The organism is Streptococcus ruminantium, from assembly GCF_003609975.1.
GTDB classification, from domain to species: domain Bacteria; phylum Bacillota; class Bacilli; order Lactobacillales; family Streptococcaceae; genus Streptococcus; species Streptococcus ruminantium.
Genome location: NZ_AP018400.1, coordinates 1,259,153 through 1,277,012, shown reverse-complemented (window position 1 = coordinate 1,277,012; position 17,860 = coordinate 1,259,153). Strand labels below are relative to the sequence as shown.

The window sequence follows — 17,860 nt, the reverse complement described above, 5'->3', positions numbered from 1 at the left end:
AGCACAAAAGAAGTATTCAAATCGGAGAAAAAATTATGAAAACCAATCACACTTTTGTGATTTGCGCATATGGAGATAGTCCATACCTGAAAGAATGTATTGTTTCCTTGAAAAATCAGACGGTAAGATCAGAAATCATCCTGTATACTTCCACACCAAGTAAACATATTGAGCAACTATGTAAGCAATATGCTATTCCTTACCATACAAGTAGTGGTGGAGGGATTGGAGAAGATTGGAACTATGCATTATCGTTTGCCAGTAGTCGATATGTAACCATTGCACATCAGGATGACCTCTATAAAGAGAATTATGCTGAACAAGTCCTTGCAGAATTTTCTCGTCATTCCAATCATACAATAGTTTACTCAGACTATGCAGAATACCGTGATAATCAGGAAGTTCCAGCTAATACCAATTTGAAGATTAAAACGCTGATGTTGCAAGCACTAGCTCTATTCCCAAATTGGAGATTTTGGCGAAATCGCATATTAGCTTTTGGAAATGCCATCTGTTGTCCTGCTGTAACCTATGATATGGAGAAATTATCTGGTTTTCAATTTGAAACACAGATGAGAACAAACTTAGATTGGTATGCTTGGTATGACATCAGTACGCATTACAAGGGAAGTTTTGGATATATTTCTGAAAAACTGATGTATCACCGTATTCATCAAGAATCAGAAACATCTAATACTATTCGTGATAATGTTCGGACAAAAGAAGATACGGAAATGTATCGTTTGTTTTGGCCAGAATTTATGGTAAGAATTCTTATTCACTTTTATGAAAAAAGTCAAGAATCAAATGGTTAGGGGAAGATATGTTTAAAAAGAAATCAGATACGTTGATTATTATTCCAGCTTATAATGAAGAAGGATCAATTGAGGCTGTTGTAAATAATCTGGAGAGCAATTTTCCTGAATTTGATTATGTAGTTATTAACGATGGTTCAAAAGATCGTACATCAGAAATTTGTCACGGGAATGGCTTCAATATCATTGATCTTCCTGTTAATCTTGGTTTGACAGGAGCTGTTCAGACTGGTTTTAAATACGCATATAAAATGAATTATAATCAGGCGATACAATTTGATGGAGATGGTCAGCATTTACCAGAGTATATTGGTGATTTGGTTGCGGAAATCAAAAAAGGACATGACTGTGTCATCGGCTCACGTTTCGTATCTGCGCCTAAAAATTATTCTTTGAGAATGTTAGGTAATAGCTTAATTAGCTGGTCTATCAGGCTAACTACTGGTCAAAAAATTACGGATCCCACATCTGGTATGAGGATGTTTAACAAGGAACTTATCAGGGATTTTGCATTGAATGTCAATTATACACCCGAACCAGATACTATTTCTTTCTTGATTCGTCAAGGATATAAAATAAGAGAAGTGCAAGTTAAGATGCTGGAGAGACAGACTGGACAATCTTACTTGACGTTATCCCGTTCTATAAAATATATGGTACATATGTTTACATCTATTTTATTGATTCAAAACTTTAGGAGGAAATAATGGCTATCCAATTTCAATTTTTACTTATTGTGACAGCTATGTCTACTTCAGCTTTTATTTTAATGAATATTCGCAAGTCAAGGATTCAAATAGAGGACAGTATTTTTTGGTTTTTTTTCTCAGGTGTTTTGCTTGTCTTTGCGTTTTTGCCAAATGCAATTAGTCAATTATCAGATTGGATAGGTATTGAATCTCCTGCAAATTTTGTATTCCTAGCAATTATTTTCTTATTGATTGTCAATCGTATATGTACTTTAAACAGGCTAAACTTGAAATTAAATTGAAGGGCTTATTCAATTTATTGCTATTACAAAAGTAGAGGACTTATTATTGGTCTGTTCAAAATTAGTATAAAATCTCAAGATATATATTATGGTTAAGACAGAACAGAATGGTAAATCGATTCTTTTTCTTGATTTTAGCGATTTGTAACAGTATATTTTAAATTATTCTATCATTATAATTGAACTGACATGTGAATGCAATAAACATTCAAAAGGGGGAGGTTTTCATAGGAAAATCTCTTTATTTATGCTAGAATAGTAGGTGGAGGTTGGACATGATTAAAATTTTCGGTAAAATCCGTTACCATTGGCAGCCGGAGTTATCTTGGGCTATTATTTACTGGTCACTCGCCTTCACCCCTCTTTTTGTTGGTATGATATTGTTACTGGAGCGATTAAGAATATCAAGACTATTTATTTTTTTGGTTGCCCTTTCCCTTATTTTGATCATACTGGGCTTACATCGTTACTTTGAGTTAAGAGAAGAGCATTTACGAATTGTTTCGGCTAATCCATTTTCTGTCCAGGAGATTGAAATTGCCAGCATAACTCGAGTAGAGGTCACTTATTTGGCGATTCGCATATTCTCTAAAGAAATACCAAACGGTCAGGTGTACTATATGCGCAAGTGGCCGAAAAAGTATTTTGTGAACCATTTGGTTGTTCATAGTCACTTCAAAGGTGAAATTGAATTGGTCGATCACCTGATAAAACTGGATTATTTTGAAGAATATTATACAAAAAAAGCCAAATCAATCTGATAAAATGGCTTTTGTAGGACATGATTTGATGGCAGCAAGAATCTCTGGAGTCGGTTCAACCATTTTTTCCAGATTTGTATCGTCTGAAAAGACAACAATGCCTTCATCATCGTAATCGAAAATAGATGAATAGGTTTGGCAAAGCCCGCAGGCAATGCAACGCTCAGGAATAAGTTTTATTTTCATACTTAGTATTGTAATCATATTTTAATAAAAATACAAGGAGTTTTCCCGATAATGTCACAAGAGCCATGGAATGAAGAAGTTTATCACACAGAATCTCTTAGTCGTAGAGAACGTTTGAGTAAGGGAATGGCAAGCACAAGTGTCTTTACAACCTTGGCAATCATTTTCTTTGTCATTGTGCTAATTATTGGTGTCACTGCGTTTTATCTATCCGTAGGTGGTAGTAGAACGGATTCTACAAAAGAATTTTATAATCCGAGCACCACTGCGGTCGTTTCAAATAGTTCATCAACTATTGCAGAGACGACAGAGTCTAGCTCTACGGAGGCATCAGGGGCAGAGACGACAGAATCAAGTTCTAAGGTTGCTGAGGCTGCTGATGGGTCTACTCTAACTGTTCAACCAGGAGAAGGGGTTGGGCAGATAGCGAGTCGTGGTGGCATTTCAATCGCCGAATTAGAACGACTAAATCCAGAAAAAATGACAACAGGTTCTTGGCTTGCCCATCCTGGTGATGTAGTTCGTATTAGATAGAGGAGTTATGAAATCAATTCAAATCGCAATTGACGGTCCGGCTTCAAGTGGTAAGTCAACCGTTGCTAAGATGATAGCCAAAGATTTTGGTTATACCTACTTAGATACAGGAGCCATGTATCGTTCGGCTACCTACCTTGCCTTGACAAATGGTATTGATGTCACAGATCAAGAGAGGATTGTTCAGCTACTTATCCAGTACCCCATTCGCTTCGGAAGAGATGAGAATGGTCAACAACTGGTCTTTGTTGGGGAGACGGATGTAACATTTCCTATTCGGGATAATCAGGTGAGCAATAATGTATCAGCAGTAGCAGCTCTACCTCTAGTGAGGGAGGAATTGGTGCGTTTGCAGCAGAAAATTGCTGAGGGTGGCGGTATTGTTATGGACGGTCGCGATATTGGTACTGTAGTATTACCTCAGGCAGAGCTGAAAATCTTTCTCATTGCTTCTGTAGAAGAACGCGCTCGCCGTCGCTTTAAGGAAAATATGGAGCGGGGGATTGAGACTGATTTGGCAATCTTGAAAGAAGAGATTGCTGCTCGTGATTTTAAGGATTCAAATCGAGCAGTTTCCCCCTTAAAAGCAGCAGATGACGCCATTACTTTTGACACCACAGGTGTATCAATTGAGGAAGTTGTTCAATTTATTACAGAAAAAGCGAAAGAAATTCTTGACAGGCAGTCGGATAAGTGATAGAATGGTCGTATTGAGAAAAGCAGAAGTGAGAGCTTCTCGCCTTGCGACTAACGTTGTCTGGCTCTACGGATTAAGATTTCTTCGGAAATAATAATGGTGTAGTGCGGACTTGTTTAGCAAGTCCGTTTCGTTTTTCTCGAAAAATATAAAATGAGGTGAAAAGCCATAGCAAAGCAAGATTTGTTCATCAATGATGAAATTCGAGTGCGTGAAGTTCGTCTTATCGGTCTTGAGGGTGAACAGTTGGGAATCAAACCACTCAATGAGGCTCAAGCCATTGCTGATAATGCAAACGTGGATTTAGTATTGATTCAACCACAAGCTAAACCGCCAGTTGCAAAAATTATGGACTACGGTAAGTTCAAGTTTGAATATCAGAAAAAACAGAAAGAACAACGCAAAAAACAAAGTGTTGTCACTGTAAAAGAAGTGCGTCTAAGTCCAACGATTGACAAAGGGGATTTTGATACGAAGCTTCGCAATGCCCGTAAGTTCCTAGAAAAAGGAAATAAAGTCAAGGTTTCGATCCGTTTTAAAGGTCGTATGATTACCCATAAAGAAGTTGGAGCGAAAGTATTAGCTGAGTTCGCCGAAGCAACCCAAGATATTGCTATTATTGAACAACGTGCTAAGATGGACGGACGTCAAATGTTTATGCAGTTGGCCCCAGCTTCAGATAAAAAATAAGCTTTTTAAGCAAAAGGAGAATTAACATGCCAAAACAAAAAACTCACCGCGCATCAGCTAAACGTTTCAAACGTACAGGTTCTGGTGGCTTGAAACGCTTCCGCGCTTATACTTCACACCGTTTCCATGGTAAAACTAAGAAACAACGTCGTCACCTTCGTAAAGCAGGTATGGTACATGCAGGTGACTTTAAGCGTATCAAATCAATGCTTACAGGTTTGAGATAAGCTGACTACTAGAATTTAGATTATTATTTGGAGGAAAATTAAATGGCACGTGTTAAAGGTGGCGTTGTTTCTCGTAAACGCCGTAAACGTATTTTAAAATTAGCTAAAGGTTACTATGGAGCTAAACATCTCTTGTTCCGTACTGCGAAAGAACAAGTAATGAACTCTTATTACTATGCATACCGTGACCGTCGTCAGAAGAAACGTGATTTCCGTAAATTGTGGATTACTCGTATCAATGCGGCTGCTCGTATGAATGGCTTGTCATACTCACAATTGATGCACGGTTTGAAGTTGGCAGAAATTGAAGTAAACCGTAAAATGCTTGCTGACTTAGCAGTAAATGACGCAGCAGCGTTTACAGCTCTTGCTGATGCAGCAAAAGCAAAATTAGGTAAGTAAAAATTGAAGAGCCATGTCTAAAAGATAAGAAGGCATAGGTAGCAAAGGAACTGGTCATCGGTTCCTTTTTTTGTTTTATTAAAAGGCTCATTGTCAACTGTAGTGGGTGACTTATAGCTAAGCGCGAGAGGAGACGAACTTCGTCTTCTCATTTTTGATGTTCAAGGCGATTAAGATACGTTTCTTGAAATTGTCAAAGTTCTTGTAACCAAAGGCATTGCGCTTGATGTCTTTGATGAGTTTGTTAGTGGCCTCAAGTTTAGCGTTAGAGTAAGGCAATTCAATGGCGTTAGTGATGTAGTTTTTATAGCGAATAAATGTGCTCAAAGCGGTTTTAAAGGTGCGATTGAGATGAGGTAAAGCGTCTTGAATTAAGCCCCAAAACTGCTCAGTATTCTTCTCTTGCAGGTGGAAAAGGAGTAACTGGTACAGGTCATAGTAATCTTTAAGCTCAGGGACCAGTTTGAACATCTTATTGAGACATTCTCTAGGCGTTAGAGTCTCTCTAAAAGATCTAGAGTAGAAAGCCTTAGGAGATAGTTTCCGACTATCTTTTTGAATAAGTCTCCAGTAGTACTTAAGAGCTCTGTATTCAAGAGATTTATCGTCAAATTGCTTCATGATTTCAATACGTGTTTGCTTGAGAGCTCTATTGATGTGCTGGACAATGTGGAAACGATCGAGGACAATTTTGGTATTTGGAAATAATTTCTTAATGAGAGGGATATAGCTCCCTGACATATCGACAGTGACGACTTTAACTTTTTTTCTAGCTTCTTTCGAGTACTTGAAGAAATGATTTCGGATGGTTGTTTGACGTCTGTCATCAAGGATGGTAATGATTTTCTTGGTGTTAAAATCCTGAGCAATGAAGGCCAGTTTTCCCTTCTGGTAGGAGAACTCATCCCAGGAAAGCACTTCTGGCAAAGTAGTGTACTCCTCTTGGAAATGAAATTGCTTGAACTTGCGATAGACAGTAGAGGTAGAGATAGCGAGCTTAGCAGCGATATGGGTAAGAGCCTCTCTGTTGAGCAATAGGTGAGCGATTTTCTGTCTCACTATTTCAGAAATTTGGCAATTTTTCTGAACGAGAGATGTTTCAGAAACAGTTACTTTTCGACAGGACTTGCACTGAAATCGTCTCTTTTTCAAACGAATGAGGCTAGGGAAACCAGCAATCTCAATAAAAGGGATTTTAGAAGGTTTCTGGAAGTCGTATTTGATTTGTTTTCCTTTACAGTGTTTACATTTGGGAGGGTGATAATCAAGTGTAGCGGTGACTTCGATATGGGTATCGTGTTGAATGGCTTTATTTAAGATGATATTTTTGTCTTTAATTCCGATGAGTAATGTGGTATTATTGATGTGTTCCATAAGATACTTTCTAATGAGTTGTTTAAGCGCTTTTCATTATAAGTCTTATGGGACTTTTTTGATACTCAAAAAGCCCTATAATCTCCACAGTGGGGTTTACCCACTACAGAAATTATAGAGCCTATTAAAACAATAGAAAAATAGCTATTTCAGCCTATTGATAGAAAATTTTAAAAGTATCCAAAGAGTAGTTGAAAGTCAGAAGGGATAGTATCTAATGAGTAACCAATCTAGAACGTAGGGAATCTCCATTAAAGTTACTATCGTTTTTTCGTCCATTAACTGTTATAGGAAATTCCCAAATAAATTTTTGTAAAAAGCTATTATTCCTATTAAGATTATGGTAAAATATTAGAGAAAAGGAGACTGAATTGAAGAACTTTAGACAGCTACTGGGTGTAGCCTTAGTTGGTGGTATGATTTTCCTCTTGTCTCACGGAGTGCTACATTTGGAGAAGACAGAAGAGATACGAAGACAGATACAACAGGTGAAACAAAGTTTTCATCAAAACTCGGATGTCTATGCTTGGATTAGAGTGGATGGTACGAAAATCAACTACCCTGTCCTGCAACACCCGACAGATGATCGGTATTATCTGACCCATGATGAAAAGGGCAACGAGACGAATTACGGTGCGATTTTCACTGAGAAGGTCAATAATAGGAGTTTTGATGATCCGGCAACTATTCTATATGGACACGCCATGAGGGATGATTCAATGTTTGGAAGCTTGGATTACTTTGCAGATATTTCTGTATTTGAAGAATTTCAAACAGTGACCATCATAACAAAAGATAAAACCTATTCTTACAAGATTATTGCGGCCTACTCTTTTACAGATGATCATTTATACCATACCTATGGACTGAGTGATTCAAGACAGGTTGCAACCTATGTTTCTCATTTAGAGACAAGATCAAGAGAATATGGTGGTTTTTATCGTTCGGTTCCCTTTGATGCTGCGGAGGATAGGCTATTGATTTTGTCTACTTGTGATGCAGCAAATGACGGTATGCGTTTTGTTGTCCATGCTATCAGAAAAGGAGAGAGTTGATATGGAGATTTTTAGAAAACGTAGGCGATTTTCTGAGTTTGTGTTTGGCTTTATCAGTTTGGGGATAGGTCAAGAGCTGATGAGAATCGGTCTATTGAAACCTTGGTCTGAGAATATTCCCTTTCTTTTAGGAATCGGAATTGTGGGTCTTTTTTTATCAGGGGTGGCTTTGTTTATTATAGGGAGATTAGCTCTTTGGTTCATAAAGCAGTACAATCAAGACAATCGTGTTGTTAAGACCTTGATTTTGACATTCACTGTAGCCATTCTGGGAGGATTACTGATTGGTGGATTGGGGCAGTTCATATATGATCACAGTTCCTTTAGCTACCGAGATGTAAAAAATGGTGTTTGGCTAGTGACTAGTGTGTTTCAGTCGCTGGTGAAAGTAACTGTGTTGTTTATTTTGTATCGCTTCTATCAAGGAACCAGCTTGTCTTGGAAGGAGGAGAACTTTCAGAGAATTCTGGTTATTGTATCAATAGTACTTATCTTCACAACTAGTATAGGTCTGATTTTACCAAGCATTTCGGGCTTGCTGTTGCGTGCTGTTGATACTGTAATTGTCTTGGGAACGGTATATCGTTTAATTGGAAAATAATAGGATGATGAATATGAAAAAGATAAGAAAACTAGTTAGTTGGCTGATGCTATCAACCCTCCTGCTGACTAACAGCCCGCTAATCTATGCGAGGGAAATTCAGGAAATTGTTGAAACTTCGCAACGCCAGACTTATTACAATGAGTCGGTGGAAGAAGCACGTAAGACGACAGTTGGTAATGAAAATACGATAACTCCTTCATCTACGACTCAAGAACAGGAAGAAACAGCGGACGATGCAGGGGATGCCATCCAACAGCCTAAAGTTAGTGAGGATAGTCAGAGTGCAGAAGAAGCGGCTCTGCGTGAGCGGTATGGTGCTCCAATCCTCGAAAATGGGAGAGAACAGCTCTACAAGGTGGATGAAACTCGCTTTGTGACCCATATCGGTAGTCAGGCTAAGACCTACTTGGATCACGAAGGGAAAGAGGTTCCGATTGATTTGAGTCTTTACTCTTATCATGCAGACGGGAAGCACTACTACCTACCAAAAGAATCCCCAGTCAATGTGGTCTTACCTTCTCAAGTGAATAATGAAACACCGATTGATGTGGTCAGTCAGGAGAAAAAGATTTCTATTTACCCTTTGGATAAAACTTACGGACATGCAACTGTGCAGGATAATGCTATCCTTTACAATAATGTTGATGGGACAACAGATGTTCAGTATACTGTCCAATCAAATGGGGTCAAGGAAGAAATTGTTCTCGCCAAATGGGAAGAAAAGAACCGATTCACCTATATTTTAGATGCGGGAGACTATGATGTGTCTCTGGAAGTCAATCAAGTCTTGGTTCGTCAAAGGGGGAAGAAAGATATCCTTTTTGTTCTGACTGCACCTATGATGGTAGATGCGGCTGGTGAGACTAGTCAAGATTTGAAACTGGAATTAGTAAAAAAAGAGGGACGCTATCAGATTACTGTCGTTGCTGGAAAAGAGTGGTTGGCAGACAGTGCTCGTCAATACCCTGTACGGATTGATCCGACTATCACAGTTCCTCGTGAAAACATTCTTGACTCTGTTACTAGTACTGTTCATGGTCAATACCAAGGTCTGGCCTATGGGTATGTAGGATATATGACGGTCGACTTGATGGGGATGACAGGTGTACCTTATGTCAAAGATATCGGCCGTAGTCGGATGTATTTTAAAGTAAACTATGACTTTAAACAACATATTCCATCAGAAGCTAAGATTGATAGTGCTACACTAAATCTCTATGAGTACACGGCTCCAGGAAATCAAGGAACGCAATTTGGTGCCTATCGTATGACAGAAGACTTCGATATCAATACAGTGACATGGAATTCTTCTGTTAATCTAGGTCGAGAAATTGCGGGCGAGAATGCTATTTCAACTAAAAAAGTGGGGATGCACAACTTTGATATTCGCGATGCGGTTAACGGATGGGTACAGGGACTCTATCCTAACTATGGTTTGGTCGTTGCAGCTACAGATGAAGATGCAGATGGTGGTGCTTTTTATACGACAGAAGCAACTGCCTCCAATGCGGGACAGATTGGTTTTACCTCTGACAAGGCTCCAAGTTTGACGATTCATTGGTCAGTACCCGATCCAGCAGATGTTCATTATGCTATCGGTGATACGACAATTAACCTGCGAACGATGGTCAAAACAGATAGGTCTGGGAAGCTCCAGTTTCAAGGAGTCCTTGCGGATGGTCTGACTAGTCCTGCAGCACAAGTTAGTTACCAATTGAGCGATCCTGCTAAGAATTATAGTGGCCAGAGTACAGCTAGTTTCTCGTATAAGTATCCTGATACCAGCTCTTTTATCTCCGCTTTTGAAAAAGGAACCACTCAGTACAAAGATAAGTTATCAAACTGGCAGACCTTGGTACCTTTTACAGAGCCAGATCTCAATACTTTGTATACTATTGATGCAGAAAGTCAGAAGGAGGGACAAACTAGCGGGAAAAAAACTAGTGATTCTTTCATTATTTACAAGGTCACTCAATATGATACCTTGCCCAAGATAGCGAGTTACTACGGAGTTTCTCTCGATCAGATTGCCTTTGACAATCGGATTCAAGATATGTTGCTGGTTAAAAATAATACCCTCTTTATCCGTAATCCTAAGCAAAATGCTAAGACTCCCTACAACCCGCCTGTCCTAAATGATAAGACAAAGGCTGATGTAGATATGCTTTTGATGGGACGGGGACTGCACTGTGAGTTTGGTTTTGAACCGATTAACCTCAATACGGGGAACTTTTTCCTAGAGCGGACAGATGTAGCTATTTCTGACCTAGGTGGAGATTTTGCCATTATTCGTCATTATAACTCCAAAGCCGCAGGAATGAATAGCCTCTTTGGTCGTGGCTGGTCTTTTGCCTTCAACGAACAGCTATCCCTTGATGAGGAAGGTAATCTTTACTATACACGCATGGATGGTTCAATCCTGATATTCACTAAAGAAGGTGATACATACAAGGCTCCAGAAGGATATGATTTGACCCTGACTGTCAAAGAGTTAGAAACTAAAAAAGCTGATTTTGGCAATGGCGAGGAAGAATATGCAGTCAAGGAATACCATATCAAAGATAGCAACCAGAAAGAAAAAATCTTTAATTTCCATGGTCAACTGATTCGTCAGATAGATGAAAAAGGAAATAAAACCGATCTAGAATACAATGAACAGGCACAGCTAAGAAAGATTGTATCTCCAACAGGCATCACATATGGTATCATCCTGAATGACTCTGGTTATATCGGAGCTATCCAGTTACCCAATGGTGCAACGTTAGCCTATGAATATGATGAGGCCGGTAATCTGATTGCCTACACAGATGCAGCAGGAGCTAAGACTCGCTACGATTATGATGACAAGGGACGCATGACAGCCTGGTATGATGCAAATGGTACCAAAATCGTCGAGAATGTCTATGATGATCAAAACCGTGTAACCCAACAAACAGATGGTACAGGTGCAGTTTCTACCCTTTCTTACAGTGATGGACAGACAGTGACGACTGATGCTAATGGGCAACAGACGACTTATACTTATGATACATTTTATCGGACAAAAGGGATTTCCTATCCGGATGGAAGTAGTGTAAGCAAAACTTATGATAGCAATAATCGTTTGGCAAGTAAGACCAATGAGTTGGGACAAACCACTAGCTACACCTATGATAGTCAAGGAAATATTCTCACAGAGACCCGTTTTGATGGTGCCGTTAAGACCTCTACATATGATCGAAACAACCATCTGCTTTCTGTCACAGATTTTGCAGGGCATACGACTAGTCATACCTACGATAATAAGGGCAACCTTCTTTCTACGACTTTAGCAGATGGCTCAACCATCGCCTATACCGTTGATGAGCAGGGACGAATTCTTTCTACAAAAGATGCTCGTGGCAATACGGTTCAACTAGCTTATGATGGTGCTAAATTAGTCAAAGTGACCAATTCAGCTGGTGGTGTCACCACACTTGCTTATAATGCTCACAATCAAGTCACCACCATTACCAATCCACGTGGTGGAGTGACTACTTTTACCTACGATGCCGAAGGGCGTAAACTGAGTGAAAAAGATGCGGATGGTGTTGGTACTAGTCAGACTTTTGACCCAGCAGGGCAGGTCATTACTGTGACGGAAGGTAATGGGAATATCAGTACCTTTAGCTATGATGCGCTTGGTCGTAAGATTGCGGCCAATAATGGTGAAGGAGGTAATTATAGTTACAGCTACGATGGGGTGGGCAATCTCCTTAGCCAGACGGATGCGGAAGGGCATACGACTACCTATAGCTATGACAGTAGAGGACGGTTATTAACAGAGACGAATGCTGGTGGACAGACCGTGACCTACAGTCGAGATGCGCTGGGGCGAGTCTTGACACGAACCAATGAAGCGGGTCAGACAAGAACCTACACCTATGATGAAGCTGTTAACCAAATTGCGACTGTTACAGATGCCCTTGGTCAAGTGACCACCTATAGCTATGATAAGGCGGGCAATCAGGTTCGTACCAAGTACCCTATCGGCACTAGCACCTCTAGCAGCTATGACTCACTTGGACGCCTCCTCAACCATACGGACCAAGCCGGTCAAACAGTAACCTATACCTATGATGCAGTGGGCAATAAACTCACAGAAAGTCTGGGAGAGCGTACGACCAGCTATGTTTATGATGCGCTTGGCAATGTGACGACCATCCACTATCCAGATCAAACGAGTATTTCTTACAGCTACGATGCCATGGGCAACGTTCTGGAACGAGTGGATGCCAAAGGTCTTAAAACCAGCTATGCCTATACTGCCGCAGGCCGTTTGACCAGTACGACAAATGCACTCGGGCAAACAACAAACATGACCTACGATGCCAATGGAAATCAGAATAGCTTGACCGATGCTGCAGGTTATACCGCTAGTTCCCGTTATACTGGTCAGAATAAAGTGGCACAGGTTGTAGATGCCCTTGGTCACACAACCAACTTTGCCTACGATCAGATGGAGCGCTTGATAGAGAAAACAGATGCTCTAGGAGGAAAGACTGTCTATCGGTACAATGAATTAGGCTACGTAACTCAAGTTATTAATCCAAATGGACATGCGACTCAGCTAACCTATACACCGACTGCTCAAGTTAAAGAGATTATTCGAGCGGATGGTACAAGCACCCTCAATGAATATGATGCCCTAGACCGCTTGGTGAAGCAAAGTCAATCTAGTGGACTCATCACCGAGTATAGTTACGATGCTGCCAACCGTGTTATTACAGCTAAGGATAACCAGTCCTTAAATGAAACCTATACTTATGATGCTGCAGGTAACCGTCTCACAACGACCAATAGTCTCGGTCAGACGACAAGTAGGACCTATGATGCTTATAATCAGTTGACTACAGTCACCTATGCAGATGGTCGTAGCGAAAGCTATACCTATGATGAGGTCGGTCATCTGGTGACAAAGACAGATGTAGAAGGTCATAAGACCAGCTATCATTATGATGAAAACGGTAATCTAAATAAGACAGTGGACCATCTCGGTCGGACAACCAGCTACGCCTATGATCCGCTCAACCGTGTTGTCACCAAAATAGATCCTGAAGGACACAAAACTCGTTACGAATACGATGTGTTGGGACATGTCGCAAGTGTAACGGATGCCAACGGGCATCAAACTACCTACGGTTATGATGCCAATGAAAATCTGATTCTTTATAAGGATCCAAATGGTCAAGAGACGGTATTGAAATACGATCCACTCGGTCGCTTGACAGAAACAATTGCACCAACAGGTGCCAGCCAAACCTATACTTACGATGCAGTGGGTAATCGTCTATCTGAAACAACAGGCGAGGGTAACACCACCATCTATAGTTACGATGCACTCAATCGTCTGGCTAGTATGACCAAGCCAACAGGTGGAAAAACCAGTTATACCTATGATAAAACAGGAAGTATTGCCACAGAGACCGATCCAAACGGTGGAGTGACAACCTATGTCAATGACCTCTATGGCCGTGCGACTCGTCGTACTCTATCCAATCAAGCCACATTTAGCTATGCCTATGATGCTCTTGGTCGTTTGGAGAAGCAGACCGCTCCACAAGGACTTTCTAAGTCTTATACTTATGATGTTTCAGGTAACCTCATCACAGAGACTGACCAGTCAAACAGAACGACTAAATACACCTATGATATAGCTGGTCGTCTCCTATCTGAAAAGAATACACTGGACCTTGAAACGAAGTATAGCTATGATGCTTCTGGGAATCTAGCAAGCATTACTGCACCAAGTGGTGCTAAGACTAGCCTATCCTATACTAAGTTGGACCAACTCAAGACCATCACAACACCGACAGGTCGTGAGACGGAACAAAGCTATGACCCTGTAGGTCAAGTGACCAAACGTACTATCAATGGCAAACGGAAGGAAACCTACACCTACGATCCAAACGGTAACTTGCAGGAAGTCGTCAATGCTTTGGGACAAGTGAGTAAGCGTAGCTATGATGTAGGCAATCGCTTGATAGCTGAAACTGATACGGGAGGGAAAATCACTCTCTACAGCTATGATAAGGATAATCGTCTGACTAAGGTCACAAGCCCGACAGGAGCAAGCAGCAGCCTGTCTTACGATGGCAATGGCAACTTGACCAGTGTTCTATCCGGAAGCAAACGCATCTCTAGCTATACCTATGACCTGAAAGACCAGCTCTTGACAGCGACCAAGGGAAGTGGAGATAAGGCCTCAACGAGTAGCTATACCTACGACAGTGTGGGCAACCTTACCTCTGTTACCAATGGCAATGGTCAAGTGACCAAATACAGCTACGACCAATTAGGCAATGTTATCAAGAAGATGACAGCGTTGGGAGATGTTGAAAGCTACACCTATGACCTCAATAATCAACTCTCTCAAGTCAAGAAAGCGGATGGACAGACTATCCGTTATGATTATAATAAGCTAGACCAACTCCTAACCAAAAAGACATCTGTCAAGTCGGAAGGTCAGGTTCTCTATGCCTATGATGCGGATGGTCGCAGAGTAGCTATGAGCGACTTGACGGGTCAGACTAGATACGCTTATAATGAAGAGGGCGAGTTGATAGGAGTTCGTCAGGGAGATGGCAGCCTCATTGCCTACACCTACGACGACTATGGTAATGTTACTAAACTAACCTATCCAGATGGTAGTGAGGTAACTTACAGTTATGATGCTCTTGATCGTTTGACTAAGGTTACCAATCGTGATGGTAACGTCACTACCTACACCTATGATAAGTCTGGGGACATGGTCAAGATAGAGCGTGGAGATGGGACGACTAGCAAGTTGACCTACGATGCGGCACATCGGGTGAAGGAAATGATCCATCGGGATAAGAAGCATAAGGTCATCTCCAGCTATGCTTACGAGTATGATGATGGTAATTATATCGCCAAGGAGACCATCACACAGGATGGGGAAACACTCATTCAAGCCTATAGCTACGACAGTTTGGGGCAAATCTCCACCATGATGATTTCAAACAAGGCTGGTAAGGAGTTAAGTAAGTTCAGCTACACCTACGACCAAGCAGGAAACAAGCTGACAAGCACAGAAGAAGTAGAGGGCAAGTCAACTAGGACGAGCTATACCTATGATGCCAATAATCGTCTGCTTGAAATGAAGACGGGCGATAAGACCACTACCTATCAGTATGATAAAAATGGCAACCGCACAGCTTCTGGCGAAGGGGATGCCAAGCTGAACTACATCTACGATACGGAGAATCGTCTCCTTGCGGTCAAGGATAAGGAAGGTCTCCTCTTTGCGGCTCTCTATGATGGAGATCATAATCGTGTCTTCACTGCTAGTCGAACACAGGCTACCCATCACTACCAACTTTTCAAGCGTAAGCCTGCGGATAAGAAGCGTAAGTCTCCATATACCGCATCAAGCGGGAAAGAGCACAGTCTCTTCTGGTATGGTTTCACACAAAATGTTATCCAGTTCTTCTCTAGCTTTGCGACTAGCGAGGGCTATGACTGGATTGCGACTTTCGATACGGTATCGAACGCCTATCATCAGAAGGTGGCAAAGGATCGGGCAAGCAAGGAAGGTTTAGTAGTTCATCCACCGAGTGCAGACCATCTGCCGGGAGAGTCTCCAGTGGTCTACTCAAGCGAGGTTCAAGAGGTTCTGATTCCTTACACGACCAAGAAAGACACTTATCACTACTACGAGACTCGAAACTATGTCAATGATGTCAACCGCCAGCACACACAGGTCCTCCAGACCTATGATGCACAACTCAAGAAGCGGGAGACCTATACCTATGGTAGGGAAAGAAGCAACTATAGGAATGAAAGTACAGGCAAGAGCTATTTCTACCTAACCAATCAATCTGCTTCTGTGACTGGTCTGACTGAGCACGGGGAGGCAGTCGCTTCCAGCAGCTATGGTCTCTATGGTGCCACCAAGCAGACCACCGATCAGACTGGGCAACCGTTCGCCTACAATGGTGAGGCTAGGGATGTCACGGGCTTGGATTACCTAAGGGCCAGATATTACGATAGTCAGACGGGGACTTTCCTGACAGCGGACAGTTATCAGGGCAGTCGGACAGACCCACTCAGTCACAACCTCTACACCTATGTGCAGAATAACCCTGCAAACTATACTGACCCGAGTGGGCATTATGGTTCACCGTTTGCCATGATGGAAGGTGGTGGGGGTCGCCCTGTCAGGGGGTACAGCCAACCGAAACCTCTGATGAACCCTACAGATGGCACCTTATATGCTCCATCCACACCGGAGCATAGGGCTCATCAGGTTCGCCAACAACAGACCCAGATTTATTCCTACAACTACACACCATCTCCTAACGCTCCTAGAACCAGCTACCAGCAGACCTTATGGCAACAGGCTCAAGCCCAAAGGAGTATTTCCAATGCTTGGGAACAAGCCAAGACCATAGGGCAATCGGTCTATGACTGGGGAGCTTCAAGGACAAGAGAGGCCACCAATATTGTGCGCAACTGGACCAAATCCCTAGAGGAGACCATAACGCATGTCTGTACAACAGCCGAGCGCTGGGTGGAAGCGGGCGTTAACTTCCTGAGGAATGTCGATTGGAAAGCTGTGGGGATTACCGCAGCCGCCACGGTTGTCGCAGTCGCAGCGACCGCCGCAACTGCTGGAGCAGCTGCCCCAGTTATTGCTGGGGTAGTTGGTGCAGGAGGTTTAGGCTTGACGGGTGCCACAGCGACTGTTACGACAGGTATGGCTGTTGGAGCAGTCAGTGGCGCAGTGGGTGGAGGTTCCTATGCCTTTACCTCAGGCGTTCTTTCAGGTAAACAAGCCGGTAGTATCGTGAAGGATGTAGGCAGCAGTATACTCGGAGGAGCTACAACAGGCCTATTTACCGGTGGTCTGCTAAGCGGTCTAGGAGGAGCTACCTCAGGCATTGGGAATGCGCTAGGCCGCCAAGCAGCAGATACTGTCATTGAAACCGCAGTGGATACTGTTGTGGATGCGGCCCAAGGTGGCAACATCAGCCCAGCCAGCATTGGAACAAGCCTAGCTATCAATGCCATAACAGAAGGTGTCTCCAGCAAAACTGTTAAGGGACAGAAGGGGGATGTGTCTTCACACAAGGATGCGCTCCTTACTCAGCAAATACCTAACCTTGGTAAAAATACGCCCAAGACAGATTTTTATGTAGCACCTGATAGTATCGTTAGGTCGCCGCAGCATCAGACTATACAGAATATTATAGAGGACTTGCCAGATATCTCGATTAATACATATGGTTTTAAAAACTATCAATCTAAAGGAGGATATGAGCAAGTTCTAAAAGATTTTGATAATATCAATTTGACTGATATCAAAGAATTTACAATTCCGGGGAATAAAGGGATGGGTAAGGTAGGATATATGGAAGATGGTACCAAAGTAGTCGCTCGTTCTTGGAGTTCAAATGCATCATCCAATTCTCCAACATTAGAAATTCAGTATGAAGATAGTTCAATTCCAGATAGGGGAATAAAAATTAGATATTGGGAGTAGT

At 41.8% G+C, this 17,860-nt stretch carries 14 protein-coding genes and 1 other annotated feature; of the genes, 12 read left to right on the top strand and 2 right to left on the bottom strand.

Annotation, left to right across the window (positions count from 1 at the left end; genetic code table 11):
* Positions 1–35 precede the first annotated feature (35 nt).
* The 4 genes from SR187_RS06105 (at position 36) to SR187_RS06090 (ending at position 2,567) form a co-directional block, all read left to right on the top strand.
* Positions 36–815 carry a glycosyltransferase family A protein gene (locus SR187_RS06105; protein ID WP_024531747.1) on the top strand — a complete coding sequence of 260 codons (780 nt, stop codon included), beginning with the start codon at positions 36–38 and terminating at the stop codon, positions 813–815.
* A gap of 8 nt (positions 816–823) precedes the next feature.
* Positions 824–1,522: a glycosyltransferase family 2 protein gene (locus SR187_RS06100; protein ID WP_120171851.1), complete on the top strand. Its 699-nt coding sequence runs from the start codon at positions 824–826 to the stop codon at positions 1,520–1,522.
* Positions 1,522–1,806: a DUF2304 domain-containing protein gene (locus SR187_RS06095; protein WP_231996429.1), complete on the top strand. Its 285-nt coding sequence runs from the start codon at positions 1,522–1,524 to the stop codon at positions 1,804–1,806. Before SR187_RS06100 ends, SR187_RS06095 begins: the two co-directional genes overlap by 1 nt.
* A gap of 275 nt (positions 1,807–2,081) precedes the next feature.
* Complete coding sequence (locus tag SR187_RS06090; RefSeq protein WP_024531749.1) at positions 2,082–2,567, top strand: EbsA family protein; 486 nt, start codon at positions 2,082–2,084, stop codon at positions 2,565–2,567.
* On the opposite strand, the gene SR187_RS06085 is transcribed toward SR187_RS06090, so the two are convergent.
* Complete coding sequence (locus SR187_RS06085; protein WP_024531750.1) at positions 2,559–2,753, bottom strand: ferredoxin; 195 nt, start codon at positions 2,751–2,753, stop codon at positions 2,559–2,561. The genes SR187_RS06090 and SR187_RS06085 overlap by 9 nt on opposite strands.
* Positions 2,754–2,804: 51 nt before the next feature.
* On the opposite strand from SR187_RS06085, the gene SR187_RS06080 reads away from it, so the two are divergent.
* The 5 genes from SR187_RS06080 to rplT all read left to right on the top strand — a co-directional run bounded on the left by SR187_RS06080 (position 2,805) and on the right by rplT (position 5,303).
* Positions 2,805–3,287: an SAG1386/EF1546 family surface-associated protein gene (locus tag SR187_RS06080; RefSeq protein WP_120171850.1), complete on the top strand. Its 483-nt coding sequence runs from the start codon at positions 2,805–2,807 to the stop codon at positions 3,285–3,287.
* A 7-nt stretch (positions 3,288–3,294) separates the two neighbouring features.
* Positions 3,295–3,984, top strand: a complete 690-nt coding sequence (cmk, locus tag SR187_RS06075; protein WP_120171849.1) for a (d)CMP kinase — start codon at positions 3,295–3,297, stop codon at positions 3,982–3,984.
* 14 nt (positions 3,985–3,998) lie between these two features.
* Positions 3,999–4,127 (top strand) — a sequence feature (ribosomal protein L20 leader region).
* Between the two features lie 40 nt (positions 4,128–4,167).
* A complete protein-coding gene (gene infC, locus SR187_RS06070) occupies positions 4,168–4,674 on the top strand; it encodes a translation initiation factor IF-3 (RefSeq protein WP_024531753.1) in 507 nt (168 codons plus the stop codon).
* Between the two features lie 26 nt (positions 4,675–4,700).
* Positions 4,701–4,901: a 50S ribosomal protein L35 gene (gene rpmI, locus SR187_RS06065; RefSeq protein ID WP_024531754.1), complete on the top strand. Its 201-nt coding sequence runs from the start codon at positions 4,701–4,703 to the stop codon at positions 4,899–4,901.
* Positions 4,902–4,943: 42 nt separating this feature from the next.
* A complete protein-coding gene (gene rplT / locus SR187_RS06060; RefSeq protein WP_024531755.1) occupies positions 4,944–5,303 on the top strand; it encodes a 50S ribosomal protein L20 in 360 nt (119 codons plus the stop codon).
* Between the two features lie 117 nt (positions 5,304–5,420).
* On the opposite strand, the gene SR187_RS06055 is transcribed toward rplT, so the two are convergent.
* On the bottom strand, positions 5,421–6,677 hold the full coding sequence (locus SR187_RS06055; protein WP_120171193.1) for an ISL3 family transposase: 1,257 nt from the start codon (positions 6,675–6,677) through the stop codon (positions 5,421–5,423).
* A gap of 371 nt (positions 6,678–7,048) precedes the next feature.
* On the opposite strand from SR187_RS06055, the gene SR187_RS06050 reads away from it, so the two are divergent.
* The 3 genes from SR187_RS06050 to SR187_RS06040 are packed head-to-tail and all read left to right on the top strand — an operon-like array spanning position 7,049 to position 17,859.
* Positions 7,049–7,732, top strand: coding sequence for a class B sortase (locus tag SR187_RS06050; RefSeq protein ID WP_120171848.1), 684 nt, complete (start codon positions 7,049–7,051; stop codon positions 7,730–7,732).
* A 1-nt stretch (position 7,733) separates the two neighbouring features.
* Positions 7,734–8,333 carry a hypothetical protein gene (locus SR187_RS06045; RefSeq protein WP_120171847.1) on the top strand — a complete coding sequence of 200 codons (600 nt, stop codon included), beginning with the start codon at positions 7,734–7,736 and terminating at the stop codon, positions 8,331–8,333.
* A gap of 13 nt (positions 8,334–8,346) precedes the next feature.
* Positions 8,347–17,859, top strand: coding sequence for a DNRLRE domain-containing protein (locus SR187_RS06040; RefSeq protein WP_120171846.1), 9,513 nt, complete (start codon positions 8,347–8,349; stop codon positions 17,857–17,859).
* Position 17,860 lies beyond the last annotated feature (1 nt).

What these genes read in the sequence shown, in the direction of transcription:
- SR187_RS06105 (WP_024531747.1), top strand. Translation starts at nt 36, where the DNA reads ATGAAAACCAATCACACTTTTGTGATTTGCGCATATGGAGATAGTCCA.
- SR187_RS06100 (WP_120171851.1), top strand. Translation starts at nt 824, where the DNA reads ATGTTTAAAAAGAAATCAGATACGTTGATTATTATTCCAGCTTATAAT.
- SR187_RS06095 (WP_231996429.1), top strand. Translation starts at nt 1,522, where the DNA reads ATGGCTATCCAATTTCAATTTTTACTTATTGTGACAGCTATGTCTACT.
- SR187_RS06090 (WP_024531749.1), top strand. Translation starts at nt 2,082, where the DNA reads ATGATTAAAATTTTCGGTAAAATCCGTTACCATTGGCAGCCGGAGTTA.
- SR187_RS06085 (WP_024531750.1), bottom strand. Translation starts at nt 2,753, where the DNA reads ATGAAAATAAAACTTATTCCTGAGCGTTGCATTGCCTGCGGGCTTTGC.
- SR187_RS06080 (WP_120171850.1), top strand. Translation starts at nt 2,805, where the DNA reads ATGTCACAAGAGCCATGGAATGAAGAAGTTTATCACACAGAATCTCTT.
- cmk (WP_120171849.1), top strand. Translation starts at nt 3,295, where the DNA reads ATGAAATCAATTCAAATCGCAATTGACGGTCCGGCTTCAAGTGGTAAG.
- rpmI (WP_024531754.1), top strand. Translation starts at nt 4,701, where the DNA reads ATGCCAAAACAAAAAACTCACCGCGCATCAGCTAAACGTTTCAAACGT.
- rplT (WP_024531755.1), top strand. Translation starts at nt 4,944, where the DNA reads ATGGCACGTGTTAAAGGTGGCGTTGTTTCTCGTAAACGCCGTAAACGT.
- SR187_RS06055 (WP_120171193.1), bottom strand. Translation starts at nt 6,677, where the DNA reads ATGGAACACATCAATAATACCACATTACTCATCGGAATTAAAGACAAA.
- SR187_RS06045 (WP_120171847.1), top strand. Translation starts at nt 7,734, where the DNA reads ATGGAGATTTTTAGAAAACGTAGGCGATTTTCTGAGTTTGTGTTTGGC.
- SR187_RS06040 (WP_120171846.1), top strand. Translation starts at nt 8,347, where the DNA reads ATGAAAAAGATAAGAAAACTAGTTAGTTGGCTGATGCTATCAACCCTC.